Annotated in this window: 16 protein-coding genes; 13 read left to right on the forward strand and 3 right to left on the reverse strand. The window is 73.4% G+C overall.

All coding sequences use genetic code 11. The features are described from left to right. Window positions 1–1,626: a PucR family transcriptional regulator gene (locus ACLJT4_RS22995; protein ID WP_411124703.1), complete on the reverse strand. Its 1,626-nt coding sequence runs from the start codon at window positions 1,624–1,626 to the stop codon at window positions 1–3. Between the two features lie 210 nt (window positions 1,627–1,836). Here ACLJT4_RS22995 and ACLJT4_RS23000 point away from each other — a divergent pair, with 210 nt between their 5' ends. After that, entirely contained in the window at window positions 1,837–3,024 is a 1,188-nt protein-coding gene (locus ACLJT4_RS23000; protein ID WP_411124705.1) for a beta-1,3-glucanase family protein, read from the forward strand. Between the two features lie 63 nt (window positions 3,025–3,087). Here ACLJT4_RS23000 and ACLJT4_RS23005 read toward each other — a convergent pair whose 3' ends face one another. Beyond that, on the reverse strand, window positions 3,088–4,890 hold the full coding sequence (locus ACLJT4_RS23005; RefSeq protein ID WP_411124997.1) for a glycoside hydrolase family 15 protein: 1,803 nt from the start codon (window positions 4,888–4,890) through the stop codon (window positions 3,088–3,090). A 448-nt stretch (window positions 4,891–5,338) separates the two neighbouring features. On the opposite strand from ACLJT4_RS23005, the gene ACLJT4_RS23010 reads away from it, so the two are divergent. From ACLJT4_RS23010 to ACLJT4_RS23055, 10 genes are all read left to right on the forward strand, one after another. Further along, complete coding sequence (locus tag ACLJT4_RS23010; RefSeq protein WP_411124707.1) at window positions 5,339–7,027, forward strand: CTP synthase; 1,689 nt, start codon at window positions 5,339–5,341, stop codon at window positions 7,025–7,027. Window positions 7,028–7,126: 99 nt separating this feature from the next. Further along, window positions 7,127–7,753 (forward strand): NUDIX domain-containing protein, encoded by a 627-nt coding sequence (locus tag ACLJT4_RS23015; RefSeq protein ID WP_016573846.1) that lies wholly within the window; start codon window positions 7,127–7,129, stop codon window positions 7,751–7,753. A 186-nt stretch (window positions 7,754–7,939) separates the two neighbouring features. Next, a complete protein-coding gene (locus ACLJT4_RS23020; protein ID WP_411124709.1) occupies window positions 7,940–10,045 on the forward strand; it encodes a tetratricopeptide repeat protein in 2,106 nt (701 codons plus the stop codon). A 167-nt stretch (window positions 10,046–10,212) separates the two neighbouring features. Continuing rightward, window positions 10,213–11,328, forward strand: coding sequence for an alanine dehydrogenase (ald, locus tag ACLJT4_RS23025; protein ID WP_411124999.1), 1,116 nt, complete (start codon window positions 10,213–10,215; stop codon window positions 11,326–11,328). Window positions 11,329–11,670: 342 nt separating this feature from the next. Continuing rightward, entirely contained in the window at window positions 11,671–12,834 is a 1,164-nt protein-coding gene (locus tag ACLJT4_RS23030) for a ParA family protein (RefSeq protein WP_078487510.1), read from the forward strand. After that, window positions 12,819–13,463, forward strand: a complete 645-nt coding sequence (locus tag ACLJT4_RS23035) for a hypothetical protein (protein WP_411124711.1) — start codon at window positions 12,819–12,821, stop codon at window positions 13,461–13,463. The genes ACLJT4_RS23030 and ACLJT4_RS23035 overlap by 16 nt, the downstream gene beginning before the upstream one ends. 189 nt (window positions 13,464–13,652) lie before the next feature. Next, window positions 13,653–14,747: a segregation and condensation protein A gene (locus ACLJT4_RS23040; protein ID WP_411124713.1), complete on the forward strand. Its 1,095-nt coding sequence runs from the start codon at window positions 13,653–13,655 to the stop codon at window positions 14,745–14,747. Then, window positions 14,744–15,427, forward strand: a complete 684-nt coding sequence (gene scpB / locus ACLJT4_RS23045) for an SMC-Scp complex subunit ScpB (RefSeq protein WP_411124715.1) — start codon at window positions 14,744–14,746, stop codon at window positions 15,425–15,427. The genes ACLJT4_RS23040 and scpB overlap by 4 nt, the downstream gene beginning before the upstream one ends. Continuing rightward, window positions 15,427–16,569 carry a pseudouridine synthase gene (locus ACLJT4_RS23050; RefSeq protein ID WP_411124717.1) on the forward strand — a complete coding sequence of 381 codons (1,143 nt, stop codon included), beginning with the start codon at window positions 15,427–15,429 and terminating at the stop codon, window positions 16,567–16,569. Before scpB ends, ACLJT4_RS23050 begins: the two co-directional genes overlap by 1 nt. A gap of 85 nt (window positions 16,570–16,654) precedes the next feature. Then, window positions 16,655–17,701, forward strand: a complete 1,047-nt coding sequence (locus tag ACLJT4_RS23055; protein WP_411124719.1) for an ADP-ribosylglycohydrolase family protein — start codon at window positions 16,655–16,657, stop codon at window positions 17,699–17,701. A 35-nt stretch (window positions 17,702–17,736) separates the two neighbouring features. Here ACLJT4_RS23055 and ACLJT4_RS23060 read toward each other — a convergent pair whose 3' ends face one another. Then, window positions 17,737–18,462, reverse strand: coding sequence for a DNA polymerase beta superfamily protein (locus tag ACLJT4_RS23060; RefSeq protein WP_411124721.1), 726 nt, complete (start codon window positions 18,460–18,462; stop codon window positions 17,737–17,739). A 140-nt stretch (window positions 18,463–18,602) separates the two neighbouring features. Between ACLJT4_RS23060 and aroH the strand changes: the two genes are divergently transcribed. Together aroH and ACLJT4_RS23070 are read left to right on the forward strand one after the other, a co-directional pair. Further along, window positions 18,603–18,965: a chorismate mutase gene (gene aroH, locus ACLJT4_RS23065; protein WP_411124723.1), complete on the forward strand. Its 363-nt coding sequence runs from the start codon at window positions 18,603–18,605 to the stop codon at window positions 18,963–18,965. Next, window positions 18,962–20,047: a prephenate dehydrogenase gene (locus ACLJT4_RS23070; RefSeq protein WP_016573452.1), complete on the forward strand. Its 1,086-nt coding sequence runs from the start codon at window positions 18,962–18,964 to the stop codon at window positions 20,045–20,047. The genes aroH and ACLJT4_RS23070 overlap by 4 nt, the downstream gene beginning before the upstream one ends. Window positions 20,048–20,078 lie beyond the last annotated feature (31 nt).

Below are 20,078 nucleotides of genomic sequence, written 5' to 3' on the forward strand. Positions count from 1 at the left end.
CTACCGGTCGGTGTGCCGTCGCGCCCGCAGCGCCAGCCGCAGCCCCAGCACCGTCTGCGGGTCCTCCAGGTCGGTCCCCAGCAGCTGCGCGATCCGCGCCAGCCGGTCGTAGAGCGTCTGCCGGTTGACGTTCAGGTCGCGGGCGGTCTCCGCCTTGCGGCCGGCGCTGGCCAGATAGGCCTCCAGGGTCGGCAGCAACGGCTGGCGGGCGCCCCGGTCGTGAGCCAGCAGCGGGCCGATGGCGCGCTCCACGAAATCGGTGAGCACCCCCTGCTCGCCGTGCTCCCGCATCCGCCACAGCAGCAGCTCGATGTCCAGGCGGCGGGCGTCGTACCAGGGCGCCTCCGGCAGCCCCTGGGCCGCGGCCGCCGCCTCCGCCGCGTGCCGCAGGCCCGGGCCGGCCGCCGCCCAGTCACCCGCGGTGCCGACCACCACCACCGGGCGGTGCGCCGACGGCCGGTCCAGCCCGGCCCGGACCACGCCCGCGCGCAGCGCCTCGGCGACCCGGTCGGCCAGCGCCGCCCGGTCCGGGCCCGCCCGCAGCGCCACCAGCAGCGGCACCCGGCCCTCCACCGGCCGCACGCCGAGCAGCACCGGCACCCCGAGGGTGGCCAGTTCCTCGCGCAGCGCCTGGGCGAGCAGCGCCCAACTGCCGGGGGAGGGCAGCGCGGCCGGCAGCCGCATCACCACCGGCAACACCGACTCGGCACCCGTCCGGAAGCCCAGCAGCCGGGCCTGCGCCGGGGCCTCGGACGCGGAGATCCGACCCTCCGCCAGCTCGGCCAGGAAGTCCCCGCGACCGCGGGCGGCCAGCACCTCCTCCTGCCGGGACTGGAGCATGACCACGGCCAGCAGGTCGGCGGCGCGTTCCGCGGCGAGCCGGTGCACCGGCGCCAGCGGCCCGTTCACCGGGAGCAGCACCAGCCGGGCGCGCACCGCGTCCGGCCCGGGCCCGCCGCCGGGCACCTCGATGCGCAGGCCGGAGTCCCGCAGCCCCTCCCAGGCCAGCAGCGGATCGGCGTCCGCCGCGCCGTCGTCGCCCTCGGGCCCGGCGGCGTACAGCGGACTGCCGTCGGGGGCCTCCAGGCACAGCGGGTTGCCGGTGAAGACGGCGAGCAGCCGCAGCACCTCCGGGGCGCCGCCGCCCCGCAACAGCACGTCGGTGCAGCGCCGCAGCAGTTCGTCGGCGCGCCGCAGCAGGGTGTAGTGGCTGTTGATGATCTCGGTGTGGATCTCTTCGGTGACCGTGACGTACGGGACCTCGCGGTGCAGTTGGATCAGCGGCAGCCCGCAGTCCCGCGCGGCGTCGACCAGTGCCACGGGCAGGGTGTCGAACCGCGAGCCCAGCTCCACGACCAGCGCGGCGACGTCCCGGTCGGCGAGCTTGCGGATGAAGGCGCGCTGTTCCGACGGCCGGGTGCCCACTCCCAGCCCGGTGGTCAGCAGCAGCTCGCCGCCCTTGAGCAGCGAGGCGATGTGCGGGACCTCGCCGGCGTGCACCCAGCGCACCGAGCGTCCCAACCGGTCCTCGCCGGCCAGCACCTCCGGCAGGCCGCGCCGCAGCGCCGGCAGCTCCAGCGCCCTGCGTACCGTGACGTCGGCTTCGATCTTCCCGTGCGACCCCATGCCGGGAACGCTACCGCGCGTACGGCTATCCGGAGGAACGCGATCCGGATCACCTCCGCCGATCGCCCGGGGCGGCTCGCGCACACCCACCGGCCTGCCACTCAACTCCTTTCCCTGGGCGCACACTTGACGTTGGCAGGGGGGCCTGGGCAGGGTGCTTGGACCATACCAACGAGAGCGCTCACCCCACCCCCCACAAGGAGCCGCCTCATGATCTCCCGTCGCACCCTGCTCGGCGGACTCGCCGCCGGTGCCGCCACCGCCGCCGTCGCCGGCCGGGCCCTCGGCGCCCCCACCCCCCGGGCGGCGGGCACCCTCCCGCTGCACCTCGTCAACACGTCGGGCGCCTACGCCAACGGCTCGGTCTGGGTCTACATCCTGGGCAACGACGGCACCCAGCAGGTCCGGGTCACCCCGGACGGGAAGCTCGCCCCCGTCGCGGTCGCCGACAACGGCCCGGACGGCTTCACCGACTACGCCATCCCGCTCGCCGCCACCGGCACCACCACCCTCCAACTGCCCCCGATGTCCGGCCGGATCTACACCAGCCTGGGCGCCAAGCTCAAGATCAAGGCGGTCGCCGACGGCAACGGCAAGCCCGCCCTTGCCTACCCCGCGGGCTGGGTCGCCTCCGACCCCAACTACGACGTGCTGCACGACTGCGCCGAGTTCACCTACAACTCCGCCGGGATGTTCTGCAACACCACCATGGTCGACATGTTCAGCGTCCCGCTCGCCCTCCGGCTCACCGGCAGCGGCGACCAGACCACCGGCACCCTCAAGGACGGCGCCCGGGCCCGGATCTTCTCCGAGGTCAAGGCCGCCGCCGGCTTCGACCGCCTGGTCGTCGACGACCGGCGGGTGATAGCCCCCGGCCACGGCCTGGACAGCGGCCTGTTCGCCGCCGACTACTTCGCCCCCGCCGTCGACGCCGCCTGGTCCGCCTACGCCGGCAAGGACCTGACCGTCACCACCAACGCCGGCACCTTCACCGGCCGGGTCAGCGGCGACCAACTCACCTTCACCGGCCCCCAGGGCCGCGGGACCCGCTCCGCGGCCGCCGCCGGCCCGATCGCCTTCGGCAAACCGTCCACCCGCGACGTGCTCTTCTGCGACGGCATCCTGGCCGCCCCCAACGACGGCGTCCGGGGCCCGCTGGCCGCCGTCCTCGGGGCCGCCCTCAACCGCTCCACCCTGGCGACCCACCCCGCCCAGCCGGGTACCGACCCGGCCGCCTTCTACCAGCAGCAGGTCACCAACCACTACGCCCGCGTCATGCACGGCGCCACCCAGGACGGCAAGGCGTATGGCTTCGCCTTCGACGACGTCGCCGGCTTCGCCTCCTACGTCGAGGACCACGCCCCCAAGGAACTCACCCTCACCCTGACGCCTTTCTAGGGACGCCGGCCGGCCGCGGACCGCAGCGAAGGACCTCCGGGGGCGTGGTGCCCCGAAGGGGCGTCACCCCCCGTAGGCCCCGCTCGCGGTCAGCCGCAGCGCCGTGTCGATCAGCGGGACGTGGCTGAACGCCTGCGGGAAGTTCCCCACCTGCCGCTGGAGCCGGGAGTCCCACTCCTCGGCGAGCAGCCCCAGGTCGTTGCGGAGCGAGAGCAGCTTCTCGAACAGCTTGCGGGCCTCCTCCACCCGGCCGATCATCGCCAGGTCGTCGGCCAGCCAGAACGAGCAGGCCAGGAACGCCCCCTCGTCGCCTTCGAGGCCGTCCACGCCGAGCCCTTCGCCGGACGTCGGGTAGCGCAGCACGAACCCGTCCTCGGTCGACAGCTCCCGCTGGATCGCCTCGATGGTGCCGATGACCCGCTTGTCGTCCGGCGGCAGGAACCCGACCTGCGGGATCAGCAGCAGCGACGCGTCCAGCTCCTGCGAGCCGTAGGACTGGGTGAAGGTGTTCCGCTCCTTGTCGTAGCCCTTCTCGCAGACGTCCCGGTGGATGGTCTCCCGCAGGTCCTTCCACCGGTCCAGCGGGCCGTCCACGTCCCCGGACTCGATCAGCTTCACCGTGCGGTCCACCGCGACCCAGGTCATGACCTTGGAGTGCACGAAGTGCCGGCGCGGTCCGCGCACCTCCCAGATGCCCTCGTCCGGCTCGTCCCAGTGCTTCTCCACCCACTCGATCAACTTGATCTGGAGCAGCGAGGCGTAGTCGTTGCGGGCCAGCCCCGTCATGTGCGCCAGGTGCAGCGCCTCGGTGACCTCGCCGTAGACGTCCAGCTGGAGCTGGCCGGCGGCGCCGTTGCCGACCCGCACCGGCCGCGAATCCTCGTACCCGGGCAGCCATTTGAGTTCGGTCTCGCCCAGCTCCCGCTCACCGGCGATGCCGTACATGATCTGGAGGTTCTCCGGGTCGCCGGCCACCGCCCGCAGCAGCCACTCGCGCCAGGCCCGGGCCTCCTCGCGGTAGCCGGTGCGCAGCAGCGACGACAGGGTGATCGCCGCGTCCCGCAGCCAGGTGAAGCGGTAGTCCCAGTTGCGGATCCCGCCGAGGCACTCCGGCAGCGACGTCGTCGGCGCCGCCACGATCCCGCCGGTCGGCGCGTACGTCAGCGCCTTCAGCGTGATCAGCGAGCGCACCACCGCGTCCCGGTAGGGCCCGTGGTACGTGCAGTGCTCGACCCACTCCCGCCAGAACTCTTCGGTCGCCTCCAGCGACGCCTCCGGGTCCGCCAGGGCCGGCGGCTCGTGGTGCGAGGGCTGCCAACTGATCGTGAACGCGATCCGCTCGCCCGGCGACACCGTGAAGTCGGAGTACGTCGTCAGGTCCTTGCCGTAGGTCTCCGCCGAGGTGTCCAACCACACCGAATCGGGCCCGGCGACCGCGACGGTGCGCCCGTCGACCTTGTGCACCCAGGGGACCACCCAGCCGTAGGCGAACCGCATCCGCAGCTCCGAGCGCATCGGCACCCGGCCGCTGACGCCCTCCACGATCCGGATCACCTGCGGAACGCCGTCCCGCGGCGGCATGAAGTCGATCACCCGGACGGTACCGCGCGGAGTGTCCCACTCGGACTCCAGGACGAGTGAATCCCCGCGGTAGCGCCGCCGGTCCGCGGCCCGCGGGCCCTCCGCGCCGATCGGGCCCATCCGCCAGAAGCCGTGCTCCTCGGTGCCCAGCAGTCCGGCGAACACCGCCGGCGAGTCGAAACGGGGCAGGCACAGCCAGTCGACCGTGCCGTCCCGGCACACGAGAGCGGCGGTCTGCATATCACCGATAAGTGCGTAGTCCTCGATGCGCCCGGCCACGTGCATCTCCCGTCGAACTGGAGTCACGCCCCCCATGGGACGTTGTGTGCTGTCCGTCCTGCCCATGAAACGTCGCCGAGCAGCGGGACCGGGAAACGGGCTGGGAGCACTCCCCCAGCTATCACTGGGGCTCCACCCAGCGGTGACTGGGGGAGAGCGGTGCCTTCCCGGACGGCTCGTAGCGAGTGTCCGAGCAGGATACGACGCAGGGGGGTGCTCCGCGCGACGCTCACGTCGAGTGGGGGTGGTCCGAACGGGTGGCCTGGTTGCGGACGCCTTCCGGTGCGTGGCCGGACGCGACCATGTCCGGTCGCTGATAGCCTGGTACCCCGTGGACCGGTGGGACCCAACGGAAGTACGGCACCCCCGAACCGCAGCGACGGCGCCCCTGGCTCTCAGGACCGGCGTCCCTCGCATCTCTCCACCTCGCGACCACGGGAGCCCCCTCTTGGCCATGCCGCCCTCTGCTTCTCGAAAGAACGCAGCCACGACGACCAAGCACCTCTTCGTCACCGGGGGCGTCGCCTCCTCGCTCGGCAAGGGGCTCACGGCCTCCAGCCTGGGTGCTCTCCTGAAGGCGCGCGGCCTGCGGGTCACGATGCAGAAGCTCGACCCCTACCTGAACGTCGACCCCGGGACGATGAACCCGTTCCAGCACGGTGAGGTCTTCGTCACCAACGACGGTGCCGAGACCGACCTGGACATCGGCCACTACGAGCGGTTCCTCGACGTCGACCTCGACGGCTCGGCGAACGTCACCACCGGCCAGGTCTACAACACCGTGATCGCCAAGGAGCGGCGCGGCGAGTACCTCGGTGACACCGTCCAGGTCATCCCGCACATCACCAACGAGATCAAGCACCGCATCCGGCGGCTGGCCACCGACGACGTCGACGTGGTCATCACCGAGGTCGGCGGCACGGTCGGCGACATCGAGTCGTTGCCGTTCCTGGAGACCGTCCGCCAGGTCCGCCACGAGGTGGGCCGGGACAACGTCTTCGTCGTGCACATCTCGCTGCTCCCCTACATCGGCCCGTCCGGTGAGCTGAAGACCAAGCCGACCCAGCACTCGGTCGCGGCCCTGCGCAACATCGGCATCCAGCCCGACGCGATCGTGCTGCGCGCCGACCGCGAGGTGCCCACCGCCATCAAGCGCAAGATCTCGCTGATGTGCGACGTCGACGAGGCCGCGGTCATCGCCTGCCCGGACGCCCCGTCGATCTACGACATCCCCAAGGTCGTGCACGCCGAGGGCCTGGACGCCTATGTCGTCCGCAAGCTTGACCTGCCGTTCCGGGACGTGGACTGGACCCAGTGGGCGGACCTGCTCGACCGGGTCCACAACCCCTCGCACGAGGTCAAGGTCGCGCTGGTCGGCAAGTACATCGACCTGCCCGACGCCTACCTGTCGGTGACCGAGGCGCTGCGCGCCGGCGGCTTCGCCAACAAGGCCCGCGTCAAGATCAAGTGGGTCACCTCCGACGACTGCAAGACCCCGGCCGGCGCCCGCGCGCAGCTCGCCGACTGCGACGCGATCTGCGTCCCCGGCGGCTTCGGCGACCGCGGCGTGGACGGCAAGGTCGGCGCGATCACCTACGCCCGGGAGAACAAGCTCCCGCTGCTCGGCCTCTGCCTGGGCCTGCAGTGCGTGGTGATCGAGGCGGCCCGCAACCTCGCCGGCATCGAGGGCGCCAACTCCACCGAGTTCGACCCGGCCGCCACCGACCCGGTGATCTCCACCATGGCCGAGCAGATGGACATCGTCGCCGGCGAGGGCGACATGGGCGGCACCATGCGACTGGGCATGTACCCGGCCAAGCTCGCCGAGGGCTCCATCGTCCGCGAGGTCTACGCCGGCGAGCCCTACGTCGAGGAGCGCCACCGCCACCGCTACGAGGTCAACAACGCCTACCGCGGCGAGCTGGAGAAGAAGGCCGGCCTGCTGTTCTCCGGCACCTCCCCGGACAACAAGCTGGTCGAGTACGTCGAGTACCCGCGTGACGTCCACCCCTACCTGGTCGCCACCCAGGCGCACCCGGAGCTGCGGTCCCGCCCGACCCGCCCGCACCCGCTCTTCGCCGGTCTGGTGAAGGCCGCCGTCGAGCGCCAGGAAGCAGCGCGGGAGGCGGGCGCCAAGAAGTAGGCGCCGGCCCGCCGGTTACGGTTGCCGGGGTACGGCCTCCCCCACGGGAGGCGGTACCCCGGTTTCCGCGTTGGCACAGCTATCCACAGGAGGACGCGCATGGCGATCAAGGACACCGCGGTCGAGTGGACGGTCACCGGGACCACCACGCCGTTCACCGGGGCCAAGACGAGCGTGCGCACCGACCGCGTCGTCATGCCGGACGGTTCCACCGTCAGCCGCGACTACCAGGTGCACCCGGGCTCGGTGGCGGTCCTCGCCCTCGACGACGCCGACCGGGTGCTGGTGCTGCACCAGTACCGCCACCCGGTGCGGCAGAAGCTGTGGGAGATCCCCGCCGGGCTGCTCGACGTCCCCGGCGAGAACCCGCTGCACGCCGCACAGCGCGAGCTGTACGAGGAGGCGCACGTCAAGGCCGAGGACTGGCGGGTGCTGACCGACGTCTACACCACCCCCGGTGGCAGCGACGAGGCGGTGCGGATCTTCTTCGCCCGGGGGCTCTCCGAGGTCGACGGCGAGCGTTTCGAGGTCTCCGAGGAGGAGGCCGACATGGAGCTGGCGCGGGTTCCCCTCGACGAGCTGGTCCGCGGCGTCCTCGCCGGCGAACTGCACAACAACTGCCTGGTCGTCGGCGTGCTGGCGCTCACCGCGGCACGGGCCGGCGGCGGCCTGGACGCCCTCCGGCCGGCCGAAGCGCCCTGGCCGGCCCGCCCCTTCGGGGCCTGACACCGGCGCCGGGCGCCGCCGCCCGCCCCCGTTTCCGCTCCCGGTCGGATGGTCCGCCGATCCGATCGAGTGACCCAACAGTCCTGCTCCGCAGGGGACGTGACGGGTCGTGAACTACGCTCGACAGGGTTCCCGTACGCGTCCGCGACGGGAACGTGTCAGCGCGGGCGGACGGGAGCGTGACCGGTGACGGACCAGGTGGTGGGCGGGGGACACCGCGCGCCGGAGGCGGCGCGCGGGTCCGGCACGGGGGACCGACGGGGGACCCTGCCCCGCCAGGACGGCGCCGCCACCCGTTCCGCACTCCCCGGATTCGCCGGCCGCCGCCACGAACTCAAGGCGCTGCGCACCGACATCCGCCGGGCCGGCCTGGACACCCTCACCGGCCGACGGGGCGCCCGCAGCCGGGTCCTGCTGATCGCCGGCCGCCCCGGCTCCGGCCGCACGACCCTGGCCGAGGCCCTGCTGCGCGAGATCGCGGACGAGTACCCCGACGGGGTGCTGCGCGCCGTCCTGACCGGCCGGGACGGCGCCCCCGTCGGCCTCGACCGGACCGCCCGCGACCTGCTCGCCGCGCTGGGCGCCGACGCCCCGCCGGGCGCCGACGAGGACGAGCTCGCCGAGGCGGTCCGCACGGCACTGGCCGACCGGCGGACGGTGCTCCTGCTGGACGACGCGCCGGGTGCCGAGGACGTCGAACCGCTGATCCCGGACGCCCCGGACTGCCTGGTCGTGGTGGTCTCGCAGGGCCCGCTGACCGGCATCTCGGACGTCCGCCCCTGCGCCCTGGGCGGCCTCGACACCGCGGCCGCCGTCGAGGTGCTGTGCCACTACGCGGGGGCGACCCGGGTCACCGTCGACCCGCGGACCGCGGAGGCCGTCGCGCAGGAGTCGGGCGGTCAGCCGGCGGCGCTGATACTGGCGGGTGCCTGGCTCGCCGCCCGCCCCAAGCTCTCCGTCGCCGACCTGCGCCAGGCGCTGCTCGCCGCCCCCCTGCCGCCGGACCTGCCGGCCGGCGCCCACCCCCTGCACCGTGCCTTCCGTCTCACCTACGACGCGCTGCCGCAGGCCGCCGCCCGGATACTGCGACTGGCCACCCTCGCCCCGGACGGCCTGGTGGACCCGCACACCGCCGCCGCACTGGGCGGCTGCACCGTCCCGGCCGCCGCCGCGGTCCTGCACGACTTCGTCGCCCTCGGCCTGCTGCGGCCGCTGCCCGAGGACGACGGGCCGACCGCCCCGCCCGCGGACGCGGCGATCGGCCCCCGGTACCGGCTCCCCGGTTGCCTGGTCCCGCTCTCCCGGGACCTGCTCCGGGAGCAGGAGCGACCGGCCGACGTCCAACTCGCCCGCGCCCGGATGTTGGAGCGGACCGTACGGCTGCTCCAGTCCTGCCGGGCCGCCGCGGAGCCGGAGGGCTCGCCGTCCCGGCGCAAGGCCGGCGAACTGCCCCGCTCGCTGCGCTTCGGCAACCGGGCCGCCGCCGCGTACTGGCTGCGCACCCGCCGAGGCGCCCTGTTGGACGCCGCCCGGATGGCCGTCGAAGACGGTCAACTCGACACGCTGGACCGGAGGTTGATCTCCGCGCTGACCCGCGCGCTGCTCGCCCACCACGGCCCCGAGCGGGCCGCACCCGACCTCTACACCCTGCACGCGCTGGTCCTCCGGGTCGCCGAGCGGCGGCCGTTGCCGCGCGAGCGGGCCGCCGCGCTGCTCAACCTCGGCGACCTGGACGCCGGTGCCGACCGCAGGGAGCAGGCGCTCACCCGGTACCGGGGAGCGCTGGAGGCGGCACGTTCGGTGAAGGACCCGGTGGCCACCGGGCGGGCGCTGGAGTCGCTGGGCGACACCTACGGCGCGCTCGGCGACTGGGTCCGCGCCGCCGACTGGTACGGGCGGGCGCTGGAACTGCGGCTGGGCCGGGGCGAGCGGGCCGACGCGGCGCGGCTGCACGCCCGGATCGGTGCCGCGCACGGTGCCGCCGGCCGTTACGAGCAGGCCCTCAAGGATTGCCGGGCCGCCGCCCGGGCCTTCCGCAGGCTCGGTGATTCCGCAGGTCAGGCGCGTGCGGCGGAGGCGGCAGCCGGGGTCCACGAGCACGCCGGGGAGCTCGACGCGGCGCTGCGCAGCCGCCTGGAGGCGCTCGATTTCGCCCGTGAGGCGAGCGACACACCGCTGGAGATCCGCCTCCAGCTACGGATTGCGGAGATCCTCGACCGGCTCGGCGACCCAGCAGCGGCACGGCTCCACCGGGCGGCGGGGGAGCGACGACAGAGGGAGCCGCGCGACTGACCTACGAAATCGGTAGTGCTCTTCCGAAAAATGGGTCCTTTGCAAGGCTAGACAACGCGAGGTCCTTCAATAGACTGGTTGAGCCGCGTCCGGCGCGGTCAGTTCCGTCATGCATCGCATGAGGGATAATTCCTTCTGCAAGCTCTCATCCAAGGACCGTGATCGACGTGAAGGTCGGCATCCCCCGCGAGGTCAAGAACAACGAGTTCCGGGTGGCTATCACGCCCGCCGGAGTCCACGAGCTGGTCCGCAACGGCCACCAGGTGTTCATCGAGAAGGACGCCGGCCTCGGCTCGTCCATCCCGAACGAGGAGTACGTCTCCGCCGGTGCCACGATCCTCGACACCGCCGACGAGGTGTGGACCACCGCCGACCTGCTGCTGAAGGTCAAGGAGCCGATCGCGGAGGAGTACCACCGCCTCCGCAAGGACCAGACCCTCTTCACCTACCTGCACCTGGCCGCGTCCAAGGAGTGCACGGACGCGCTGCTGGAGTCCGGCACCACCGCCATCGCCTACGAGACCGTCGAGACCGCCAACCGCGCGCTGCCGCTGCTGGCCCCGATGTCCGAGGTCGCGGGCCGGATCGCCCCGCAGGTCGGCGCCTACCACCTGATGCGCCAGGCCGGCGGCCGCGGCGTGCTGCCCGGCGGCGTCCCCGGCGTCCAGGCCGGCAAGGCCGTCGTCATCGGCGGTGGCGTCTCCGGTTGGAACGCGGTGCAGATCGCCGTGGGCCTCGGCTTCCACGTCACCCTGCTCGACAAGGACATCAACAAGCTCCGCGAGGCCGACAAGATCTTCGGCACCAAGGTGCAGACGATCGTCTCCAACGCCTACGAGCTGGAGAAGGCCGTCGTCGAGGCCGACCTCGTCGTCGGTGCGGTCCTGATCCCCGGTGCCAAGGCCCCCAAGCTGGTCACCAACGAGCTCGTCGCCAAGATGAAGCCAGGCAGTGTCCTTGTCGACATCGCCATCGACCAGGGCGGCTGCTTCGAGGACTCGAAGCCGACCACGCACGCCGAGCCGACCTTCCCGGTCCACAACTCGGTCTTCTACTGCGTCGCCAACATGCCGGGCGCGGTGCCGAACACCTCCACCTACGCCCTCACCAACGCCACCCTGCCCTACATCGTGGAGCTGGCGAACCGCGGCTGGGCCGAGGCGCTGCGCCGTGACCCCGCGCTGGCCAAGGGCCTGAACACCCACGACGGCAAGGTCGTCTACCCCGAGGTCGCCCAGGCCCACGGCCTGGAGTACGTGGAGCTGCGCACCCTCCTCGGCTGAGGCGTCAACCGCACGCGTCAAGCACCGCACAACCGGCCGGGCCGCCTCGACAGGGCCCGGCCGGTCGCATGTGCGACGCGCCCCCGAGGGGGCCTTCCTCGGCCGTCTCTCAACTCGCCGTGAACGTAACCGTTTAACCGATTCGCGCACCCCCGAAACATCCGTCTTGTGCGCTGTGCACTCTTGACATCGGGGGGTTCCGTTACCGACACATCGGGCCGGGTCCGGCGGATTGTGTTGCTGCGGACGCCCGACACGCCATAGAGTCGCCAACCGTCGGCATGGTGCCACGCTGACCTATCGATAAGTTTCCTGGTCACATCCAAGGAGGTAAGACGACTTGTGAATGAGTCGACATTTACTCCCGGAAGTGGTCGGCCAGGAGCGGTTGCACGGGGCCAGGGTCCCTCGGGGCGCGAGGCTGTCGGCTCCGTAGCGGTCCACACCTTCGCAGCCCATCAGAGCACTTCCACGACAGCCCACCAGAGCATGGACGGCCAACACGTGAACGCCATGGCCGGCGACCGGGGCAGTGGACAACCCGCCCGTCTCGCTGACTACGACGACCTGCCCGAAGGGCACTTCTACGACCCGGATGCCGAGTACGAGCCGGACCCGGAATACGCGGCGACGCTCGCACCGGACGCGGCGCGCCAGCGTCGCGAGCGGGTCGGCCCGACCGGGCGCCCGCTTCCTTACTTCCCCATCCCGGGGCCGTTGTCGGAACACGGCCCGGCGAAGATCATCGCGATGTGCAACCAGAAGGGCGGGGTCGGCAAGACCACCTCGACCATCAACCTGGGTGCCGCACTCGCCGAATACGGCCGCCGGGTGCTGCTCGTCGACTTCGACCCGCAGGGTGCCCTGTCGGTCGGACTCGGCGTCAACCCGATGGAGCTGGACCTGACGGTCTACAACCTGCTCATGGAGCGGGGCATGTCGGCCGACGAGGTCCTCCTCAAGACCGCGGTCCCCAACATGGACCTGCTGCCCAGCAATATCGACTTGTCTGCGGCAGAGGTCCAGTTGGTCAGCGAGGTCGCCCGCGAGTCGACGCTCCAGCGGGCGCTGAAGCCGCTGCTGCCCGACTACGACTACATCGTCATCGACTGCCAGCCCTCGCTCGGCCTGCTGACCGTCAACGCCCTGACGGCCGCTCACAAGGTCATCGTGCCGCTGGAGTGCGAGTTCTTCGCGCTGCGCGGTGTCGCGCTGCTCACCGAGACGATCGAGAAGGTCCAGGAGCGGCTCAACCCCGAACTCCAGCTGGACGGCATCCTCGCGACGATGTACGACTCCCGGACCGTGCACAGCCGCGAGGTCCTGGCACGCGTCGTCGAGGCGTTCGACGACCACGTCTACCACACCGTCATCGGCCGTACGGTCCGCTTCCCGGAGACCACCGTCGCCGGTGAGCCGATCACCACCTACGCCTCCAACTCCGTGGGGGCCGCGGCCTATCGCCAGCTCGCCAGGGAGGTGCTCGCCCGGTGTCACGCCGAGTGAGTCTGCCCGGAGCCGACGAGCTGTTCCGCACCACCGGGGGAGTGGGCCTGCAACCGTCCACTCCCCGCCGTACGAACGGTGGCGCGGCCACCGGGGGCGACGACGCCCGGGTGCCCGCGCCGGCCGGCGAGCCGACCCCCGCGTCGGACGCGTCCGAGGAGGCCCCCGCGGCGCGTCGGCGGCGGGCCGGTGGCGGCCCGGACGGAGGGGCGCCGTCCGCCGGTGACGGCGCCGTCGGGGCGGCGCGCAGCGCACCCGCCGCGGCGCCGGCCGAACACGCCGGCCGCGAGTCGGAGGCGGAGGCCGCCGCGGGGCACCGCACGCCGGACGGCCGGGCGGCCCGCGCCGAGCGGGAGGCCGCGGCCCCGGCCGGTGCGTCGGGCCGCCGTCGGGGGCGCGGCGCCAACCGTCGCCCCAGTGGCCGGGAACGGCACGACGAGAAGATCACCGTCTATGTCTCCGCCGAGGAGCTCATGGACCTCGAACACGCCCGCCTGGTGCTGCGCGGCGAGCACGGCCTCGCGGTCGACCGCGGCCGGATCGTGCGCGAGGCGGTGGCCGTGGTCCTCGCGGACCTGGAATCGCGCGGGGACGCCAGCATCCTGGTGCGGCGGCTCCGCGGCCGCTAGGCACGCCTTCCCCGCGCCGCGGCCCGCCCGGCCCGGCTGACGCTGCCTGGGGCCCCGTCCCGGGGCGCGTGCGACACGCCCCGCGGGACCGGTCCCCGGCGCGCGGCGGGATAGCCTGCCAGTCCGGCGGGGTGTCCCGCCGTGACCACCCCCCCGCCCCAGCGCGGGACCGCAGCACCCTGGACCGCCATGCCGACGACCGACGACGACGCCCCCGCCCCGCGCCCTACCCGCCGCACCCTCGGCCGGGGGCCGGGCACCCTCCTGGAGGAGGCGCCCGGGACGTCCGGCCGGACGGTCGTGGCGCATCACGACACCGCGGACGAGGGGGCCACCGCCGCGGCGCAGGCGGGTGTCCCGGAGCCCGTGGCGGGCGCGGAGACGGCCGCGCCGACGCCCCGGAAGGGGGACGCGGAGGGTGGCGACGGCCGGTTCACGCTCCGGCTGGAGAACTTCGAGGGGCCCTTCGACCTCCTGCTCCAGCTGATCTCCCGGCACAAGCTCGACGTGACCGAGGTCGCGCTCTCCCGGGTGACCGACGAGTTCATGGCCCACATCCGGGCCATGGGGCCGGACTGGGACCTCGACCAGACCACCGAGTTCCTGGTCGTCGCGGCCACCCTGCTCGACCTCAAGGCGGCCCGGCTGCTGCCCGTCGCCGAAGTGGAGGACGAGGCCGACCTCGCCCTCCTGGAGGCCCGGGACCTGCTCTTCGCCCGGTTGCTCCAGTACCGCGCGTACAAGCGGATCGCGGAGATCTTCAGCGGCCGGCTGGCCGAGGAGGCCCGGTGCTTCCCTCGTACCGTCGGACTGGAGCCGCACCACGCGGAGCTGCTGCCCGAGGTCGTCATCGGCATCGGGGCGGAGGGGTTCGCCAAGCTCGCGGTGAAGGCGATGCAGCCCCGGGCGAAACCGCAGGTCTACGTCGACCACATCCACGCCCCGCTGGTCAGCGTGCGGGAGCAGGCCGAGGTGGTGATGGCGCAGCTCCGGGCGTCCGGCGAGGCCGCCTTCCAGGACCTGGTCGCGGACGCCCCGGACACCCTGACCGTCGTGGCGCGCTTCCTGGCGCTCCTGGAGCTCTACCGGGAGCGGGCGGTCGCCCTGGACCAGGAGGAGGCGCTGGGCGCGCTGATGGTCCGTTGGACGGGCGCGGAGGGGGCGGCCCCACGGGTCACCGACGAGTTCGACCGGGCGGCCGGCGCCGCGGACGGGGGGACGGCGGGGACGGCGGGGACGGCGGACCAACCGGAGACGGACGACGAGCAGGAGGAGCCGGCGTGAGCGGCGCGGGATACGAGATCACCGAACAGGGGCCGGGGGAGCACCGCGGGCCCGGGGAGGCGCCGGCGGGTGCGCTGGGCGTGGCCGCGCTGGAGCTGAAGCCGGCGCTGGAGGCCGTCCTCATGGTCGTCGACGAGCCGGCGACCGAGGAGCACCTGGCCCGGGTGCTCCAGCGGCCCCGCCGGGCGGTGGCGCTGGCGCTGCGCGAGCTGGCGGACGACTACACCCGCCAGGGCCGCGGCTTCGACCTGCGGCTGGTGGCCGGCGGCTGGCGGTTCGCCTCGCGCGCGGCGTACGCGGACGCGGTGGAGGGCTTCGTCCTGGACGGCCAGCAGGCCCGGCTCACGCAGGCCGCATTGGAGACTCTGGCCGTGGTCGCGTACCGTCAGCCGGTCAGCCGTTCCCGCGTCTCGGCCGTCCGTGGGGTCAACTGCGACGGCGTGATGCGCACGCTCCTCCAGCGCGGCCTGGTGGAGGAGGCGGGGACGGAACCTGAAACAGGTGCGATCCTGTACAGGACGACGAATTACTTTCTGGAGCGGATGGGCCTGCGCGGCCTGGACGAGCTCCCTGAGCTGGCCCCGTTCCTCCCGGAGGCGGACGCGGTCGAGGGCGACTCCCCGGAAGGTATCCCGTCGTTCGACGTAGACGACAGCGGCGACTCTCAGACGGATCATTGATGCGAAGCAGCGGCAGTAACAGCAGGGGCAGCGGCGGCGGTAGGGGCAATTACCGCGACGCGGGTGGGGGTACCTCCCGGCCGAAGGCTGGGGGAAAGCGGGACGAGAAGCAGCAGCGCGCTGGCCGACCCCGTCCCGAGGAGCGCCGCTACGACGTCGGCGGATCCGCGGGCGGCGACGAGCGCCGGGACGGCGGCAAGTCCGGCGGAGCCCGGGGCGCGGCGGCCCGCGGCGGCGCCAAGGGCGGTCCCCGCACGGGCGCGTCCCAGGGCGGCCGGTCGGGCGGCAAGGGCGGTCAGCAGCGCGGCCGCGGCCAGGCCCCCGCACGGCCCCGCGAGTACGACGCCAAGATCGAGGAGCGCAACCGCGCCCGCTACGAGAACAAGCCGCCGGTCAAGACCCCCAAGACCTTCGGTGACCAGGAGGGCGAGCGGCTGCAGAAGGTGCTGGCCAGGGCCGGCATGGGCTCCCGGCGCGCCTGCGAGGAGCTGATCGACCAGGCCCGGGTCGAGGTCAACGGCCGGATCGTCACGGAGCAGGGCGTCCGGGTCGACCCGGAGAAGGACGAGATCAAGGTCGACGGCCTGACGGTCGCCACCCAGTCGTACCTCTTCTTCGCGCTGAACAAGCCCGCCGGTGTGGTCTCCACCATGGAGGACCCCGACGGCCGCCAGTGCCTGGGCGACTACGTCACCAACCGGGAGACCCGGCTGTTCCACGTCGGACGGCTGGACACCGAGACCGAGGGCATCATCCTGCTCACCAACCACGGCGAGCTGGCCCACCGCCTCACGCACCCGCGGTACGGCGTCACCAAGACCTACCTGGCCGCCATCCAGGGCCCGCTCCCGCGCGACCTGGGCAAGCGGCTCAAGGACGGCATCCAGCTGGAGGACGGCTACGCCCGCGCCGACCACTTCCGGGTCGTGGAGAACACCGGTAAGAACTACCTCGTCGAGGTGACCCTGCACGAGGGCCGCAAGCACATCGTGCGCCGGATGCTCGCGGAGGCCGGCTTCCCGGTCGACAAGCTCGTCCGGACGCACTTCGGCCCGATCGGGCTGGGCGACCAGAAGTCGGGCTGGCTGCGCCGGATGACCAACACCGAGGTCGGGATGCTGATGCGCGAGGTCGACCTCTAAGGATCGCCCCGTCCGGCCCGGCCGTCGCTTGCGGGGCCGCCCACCACCCCTTAATGTCACCATGACGATTAAGGGGTGGTTTTCCATGACCGAAGCGATGGGGGAAGCGATGCGGGCGCCGGCGGGCGCCCGGACCGCGGCGACCGGCGCGCTCGTCGGGCTGGCGCTCGGTGACGCGCTCGGCTTCCCGACGGAGTTCGACGACGTACCGGCGATCCTCGCCCGGTGCGGTCCCTGGCGGGAGCTGGCACTGCCCGAGCCCGCCCTGGTCAGCGACGACACCCAGATGACGCTGGCGCTGGGGCGCGCCGTCCGCGCGGCCCTGGACGGCGGCACGCTGACCGCCGCGACGCTTCTTCCGCCGGTCCGCCGGGAGTACGTGGCCTGGTGGCGCTCGCCCGACAACGACCGGGCCCCCGGCGGCACCTGCCTGCGGGCCTGCGCCCTGCTCGCCGACGCCCACCGCCCCTGGGCCGAGGCCAGCCAGATCGGCTCGAAGGGGTGCGGCGCCAACATGCGGGTGGCGCCCCTCGCGCTGGTGCCCTCACTCACCCCCGAACAGCGCGCCGGCGCCGCCCAACTGCAGTCCGCGCTGACCCACGGGCACCCCACCGGGCTCGCCGCCAGCGACCTCACGGCGCGTGCGGTGCGCGCCCTCGCCGACGGCGTCCGCCCCGCCGAACTGCCCGGCCTGCTGCGCGCCCACGCCCACGCGCAGCGCACCCGCTACCGCGAGGACTGGCTCGGCGACCTCTGGCGGCGCTCCACGGCCCCGACCCCGACGACGTTCATCGCCCGCGGCTGGGACGACTGCCTGCGCGCCCTGGACCGGCTGGACGCGGCGCTCGCCGCCCCCGACCGGGAGGCCGACCCGTGCCTGGCCACCGGCGCCGGCTGGATCGCCGAGGAGGCGCTGGCCACCGGCCTGCTGTGCTTCCTGCTCTTCCCGGACGAGCCGGTCACCGCCCTGCGCCGGGCCGCGTGCAGCTCCGGCGACTCGGACTCGATCGCCTGCCTCGCCGGCGCCTTCGCCGGCGCCCGGCTCGGCGCCGACGCCTGGCCCCGGGAGTGGACCGCCCGCATCGAGCACCGCGACGAACTCCTGGCCCTCGGGGCGGCGTGGGACGGCTGATCCCGGCCGTGCGGGGCGGCCGTGGCCCGGGCGCCTCAGTCCCGCAGCGCCGACGCGCGGCGCGTGCGGTGCAGGAAGTCCGCGACCCGGGCCCGGTCCGGGCCGGCCGGCAGCGGCGAGTCGGGCAGTGCCGCTGCCGCCTGCGCGCACAGCACCGACAGCCGGCGCTCGACCTCCTCCCACGGAACGTCGCCCCGGCCCACCGCCAGCAGCTCCTCGCGGGCCGCGCCGACCTCCAGCGTCAGCACGCCGGTGCGGAGCAGGTCGCGGACGCCCGCCATCGTGCGCAGCAGGTGCATCGCCTGCTTCCACCGCGGCGCCCCGCGCCGGGCCACGTCGGCCCGCAGTTCCTTGCGCCGCCCCGCGGCGTAGCGGGCGTAGGTGTCGTGGACCGCGCGGGACAGGAAGGCGCCGCGTAGTGCCAGCAGTTCCCGGCCGGTGGCGTCGGCGTGCTCCACGAGGGGGGAGTGCAGGCATTCCAGGGCGGTGGGGTTGGCCCGCAGCGCCAGCTCGCAGAAGCGTTCCAGCTCCCAGGAGAACTGCTCCGGGCGGGGCCCTTCCACATGGGTCGGCGGCTTCTCGAAGCGCCAGAAGAGCGGGGTGGGCGCGAGGAAGACCCCGCGCCGGTCGGTGTCGCTGTCCTCGGTGGCCAGCCCGAAGGCGCGCGAGCCCATCACGCACGCGTAGACGGTGTGCCCGGTGACGAGCGCGTGGTGCGACGGGTCCGGGGGGCTGGCTGGATCCGCGGGAGGGGTCGGCATGACCGGATTGTCGCCGGGCGGGGCCGTCGCCGGCCACCGGTTTCCCGGGAGCTCGGGGTCCGCTCGTCGGTGGCGCTGGTTACGCTGATCAGTGCGTACGCGGACGTGTGCGCGTACGCACGACGCAGGGGAGCAGGGACGTGGCGGTACGGGCCGTGCGCGGGGCCGTCCAGTTGGAACGGGACGACGCGGAGCACATGCGGGAGCAGGTCGGCGCGCTGCTCACCGCGCTGTTGGAGCGCAACGACCTGCTGCCGGACGACCTGATCAGCGTGTGGTTCACCGCCACGCCCGATCTGCACAGCGACTTCCCGGCCGCCGCCGCCCGCGCCCTGGGGATCACCGACGTCCCGCTGATCTGCGCCCAGGAACTGGACGTGGCCGGTGCCATGCCGCGGGTGGTGCGGGTGCTCGCCCACGTCGAGACCGAGCTCTCCAAGGCCGGTGTCGCCCACGTCTACCTCGGCGCCGCCGCGGCGCTCCGGAAGGACATCGCCCAGTGAGAACCGCACTCGTCATCGGAACGGGCCTGATCGGCACCTCGGCCGCCCTCGCGCTCAGCGCCCGCGGCGTGCAGGTCTACCTGGCGGACCACGACCACGCCCAGGCCCTGACGGCCGCCGCGCTCGGCGCCGGCACCGCCGAGCCGCCCCCGGGGACGGTCGACCTGGCCGTCGTCGCGGTGCCCCCGGCGCACGTCGCCGCGGCGCTGGACGACGCGATCCGGCGCGGCGCGGCGCGCGCGTACATCGACGTCGCCAGCGTCAAGGGCGGCCCGCGCCGCGAGCTGGAGGCACTCGGCTGCGACCTGTCCGGCTACCTCGGCACGCACCCGATGGCCGGCAAGGAGCGCTCCGGACCGCTGGCCGCCACGGCCGACCTCTTCGAGGGCCGCCCCTGGGTGCTCACCCCGTCCCCCGGCGGCGACACCGAGGTGCTCAACCTCGCCCTGGAGCTGGTCGCGCTCTGCCGGGCCGTCCCGGTGGTGATGGACGCGGACGCCCACGACCGCGCCGTCGCCCTGGTCTCGCACACCCCGCAGCTGGTCTCCAGCCTGGTCGCGGCCCGCCTCAAGGGCGCCGACGAGACCGCCGTCCGCCTGTGCGGCCAGGGCATCCGCGACGTGACCCGGATCGCCGCCTCCGACCCCGGGATGTGGATCGACATCCTCTCCGCCAACCCCGGCCCGGTCGCCGACGTCCTGGCCGAGGTCTCCGCCGACCTGGACGCCACGGTCCGCTCGCTGCGCTCCCTGGAGTCCACCGACGAGGACAAGCGCGGCACCGGTGCCGACGGCATCGCGGACGTCCTCCGCCGGGGCAACGCCGGCCGCGAGCGGGTACCGGGCAAGCACGGCGCCGCCCCGTCCGTCTACGAGGTCGTCGCGGTCTACATCGGCGACCAGCCCGGTGAACTGGCCCGGATCTTCGCCGACGCCGGCCGCGCCGGGGTCAACATCGAGGACGTCCGCATCGAGCACGCCACCGGCCAGCAGGCCGGCTTCATCCAGCTCATGGTGGAGCCGCAGGCGGTGCCGGGGTTGACCGCGGAGCTGCGGGAGCGGGGGTGGTCGATCCGGCAGTGACACCGTGGACGGCGCGCTCCGGGTGAGCCAG

It is taken from the genome of Streptomyces sp. x-19, from assembly GCF_046549115.1.
In the GTDB taxonomy this organism is placed as follows: domain Bacteria; phylum Actinomycetota; class Actinomycetes; order Streptomycetales; family Streptomycetaceae; genus Streptomyces; species Streptomyces albulus_C.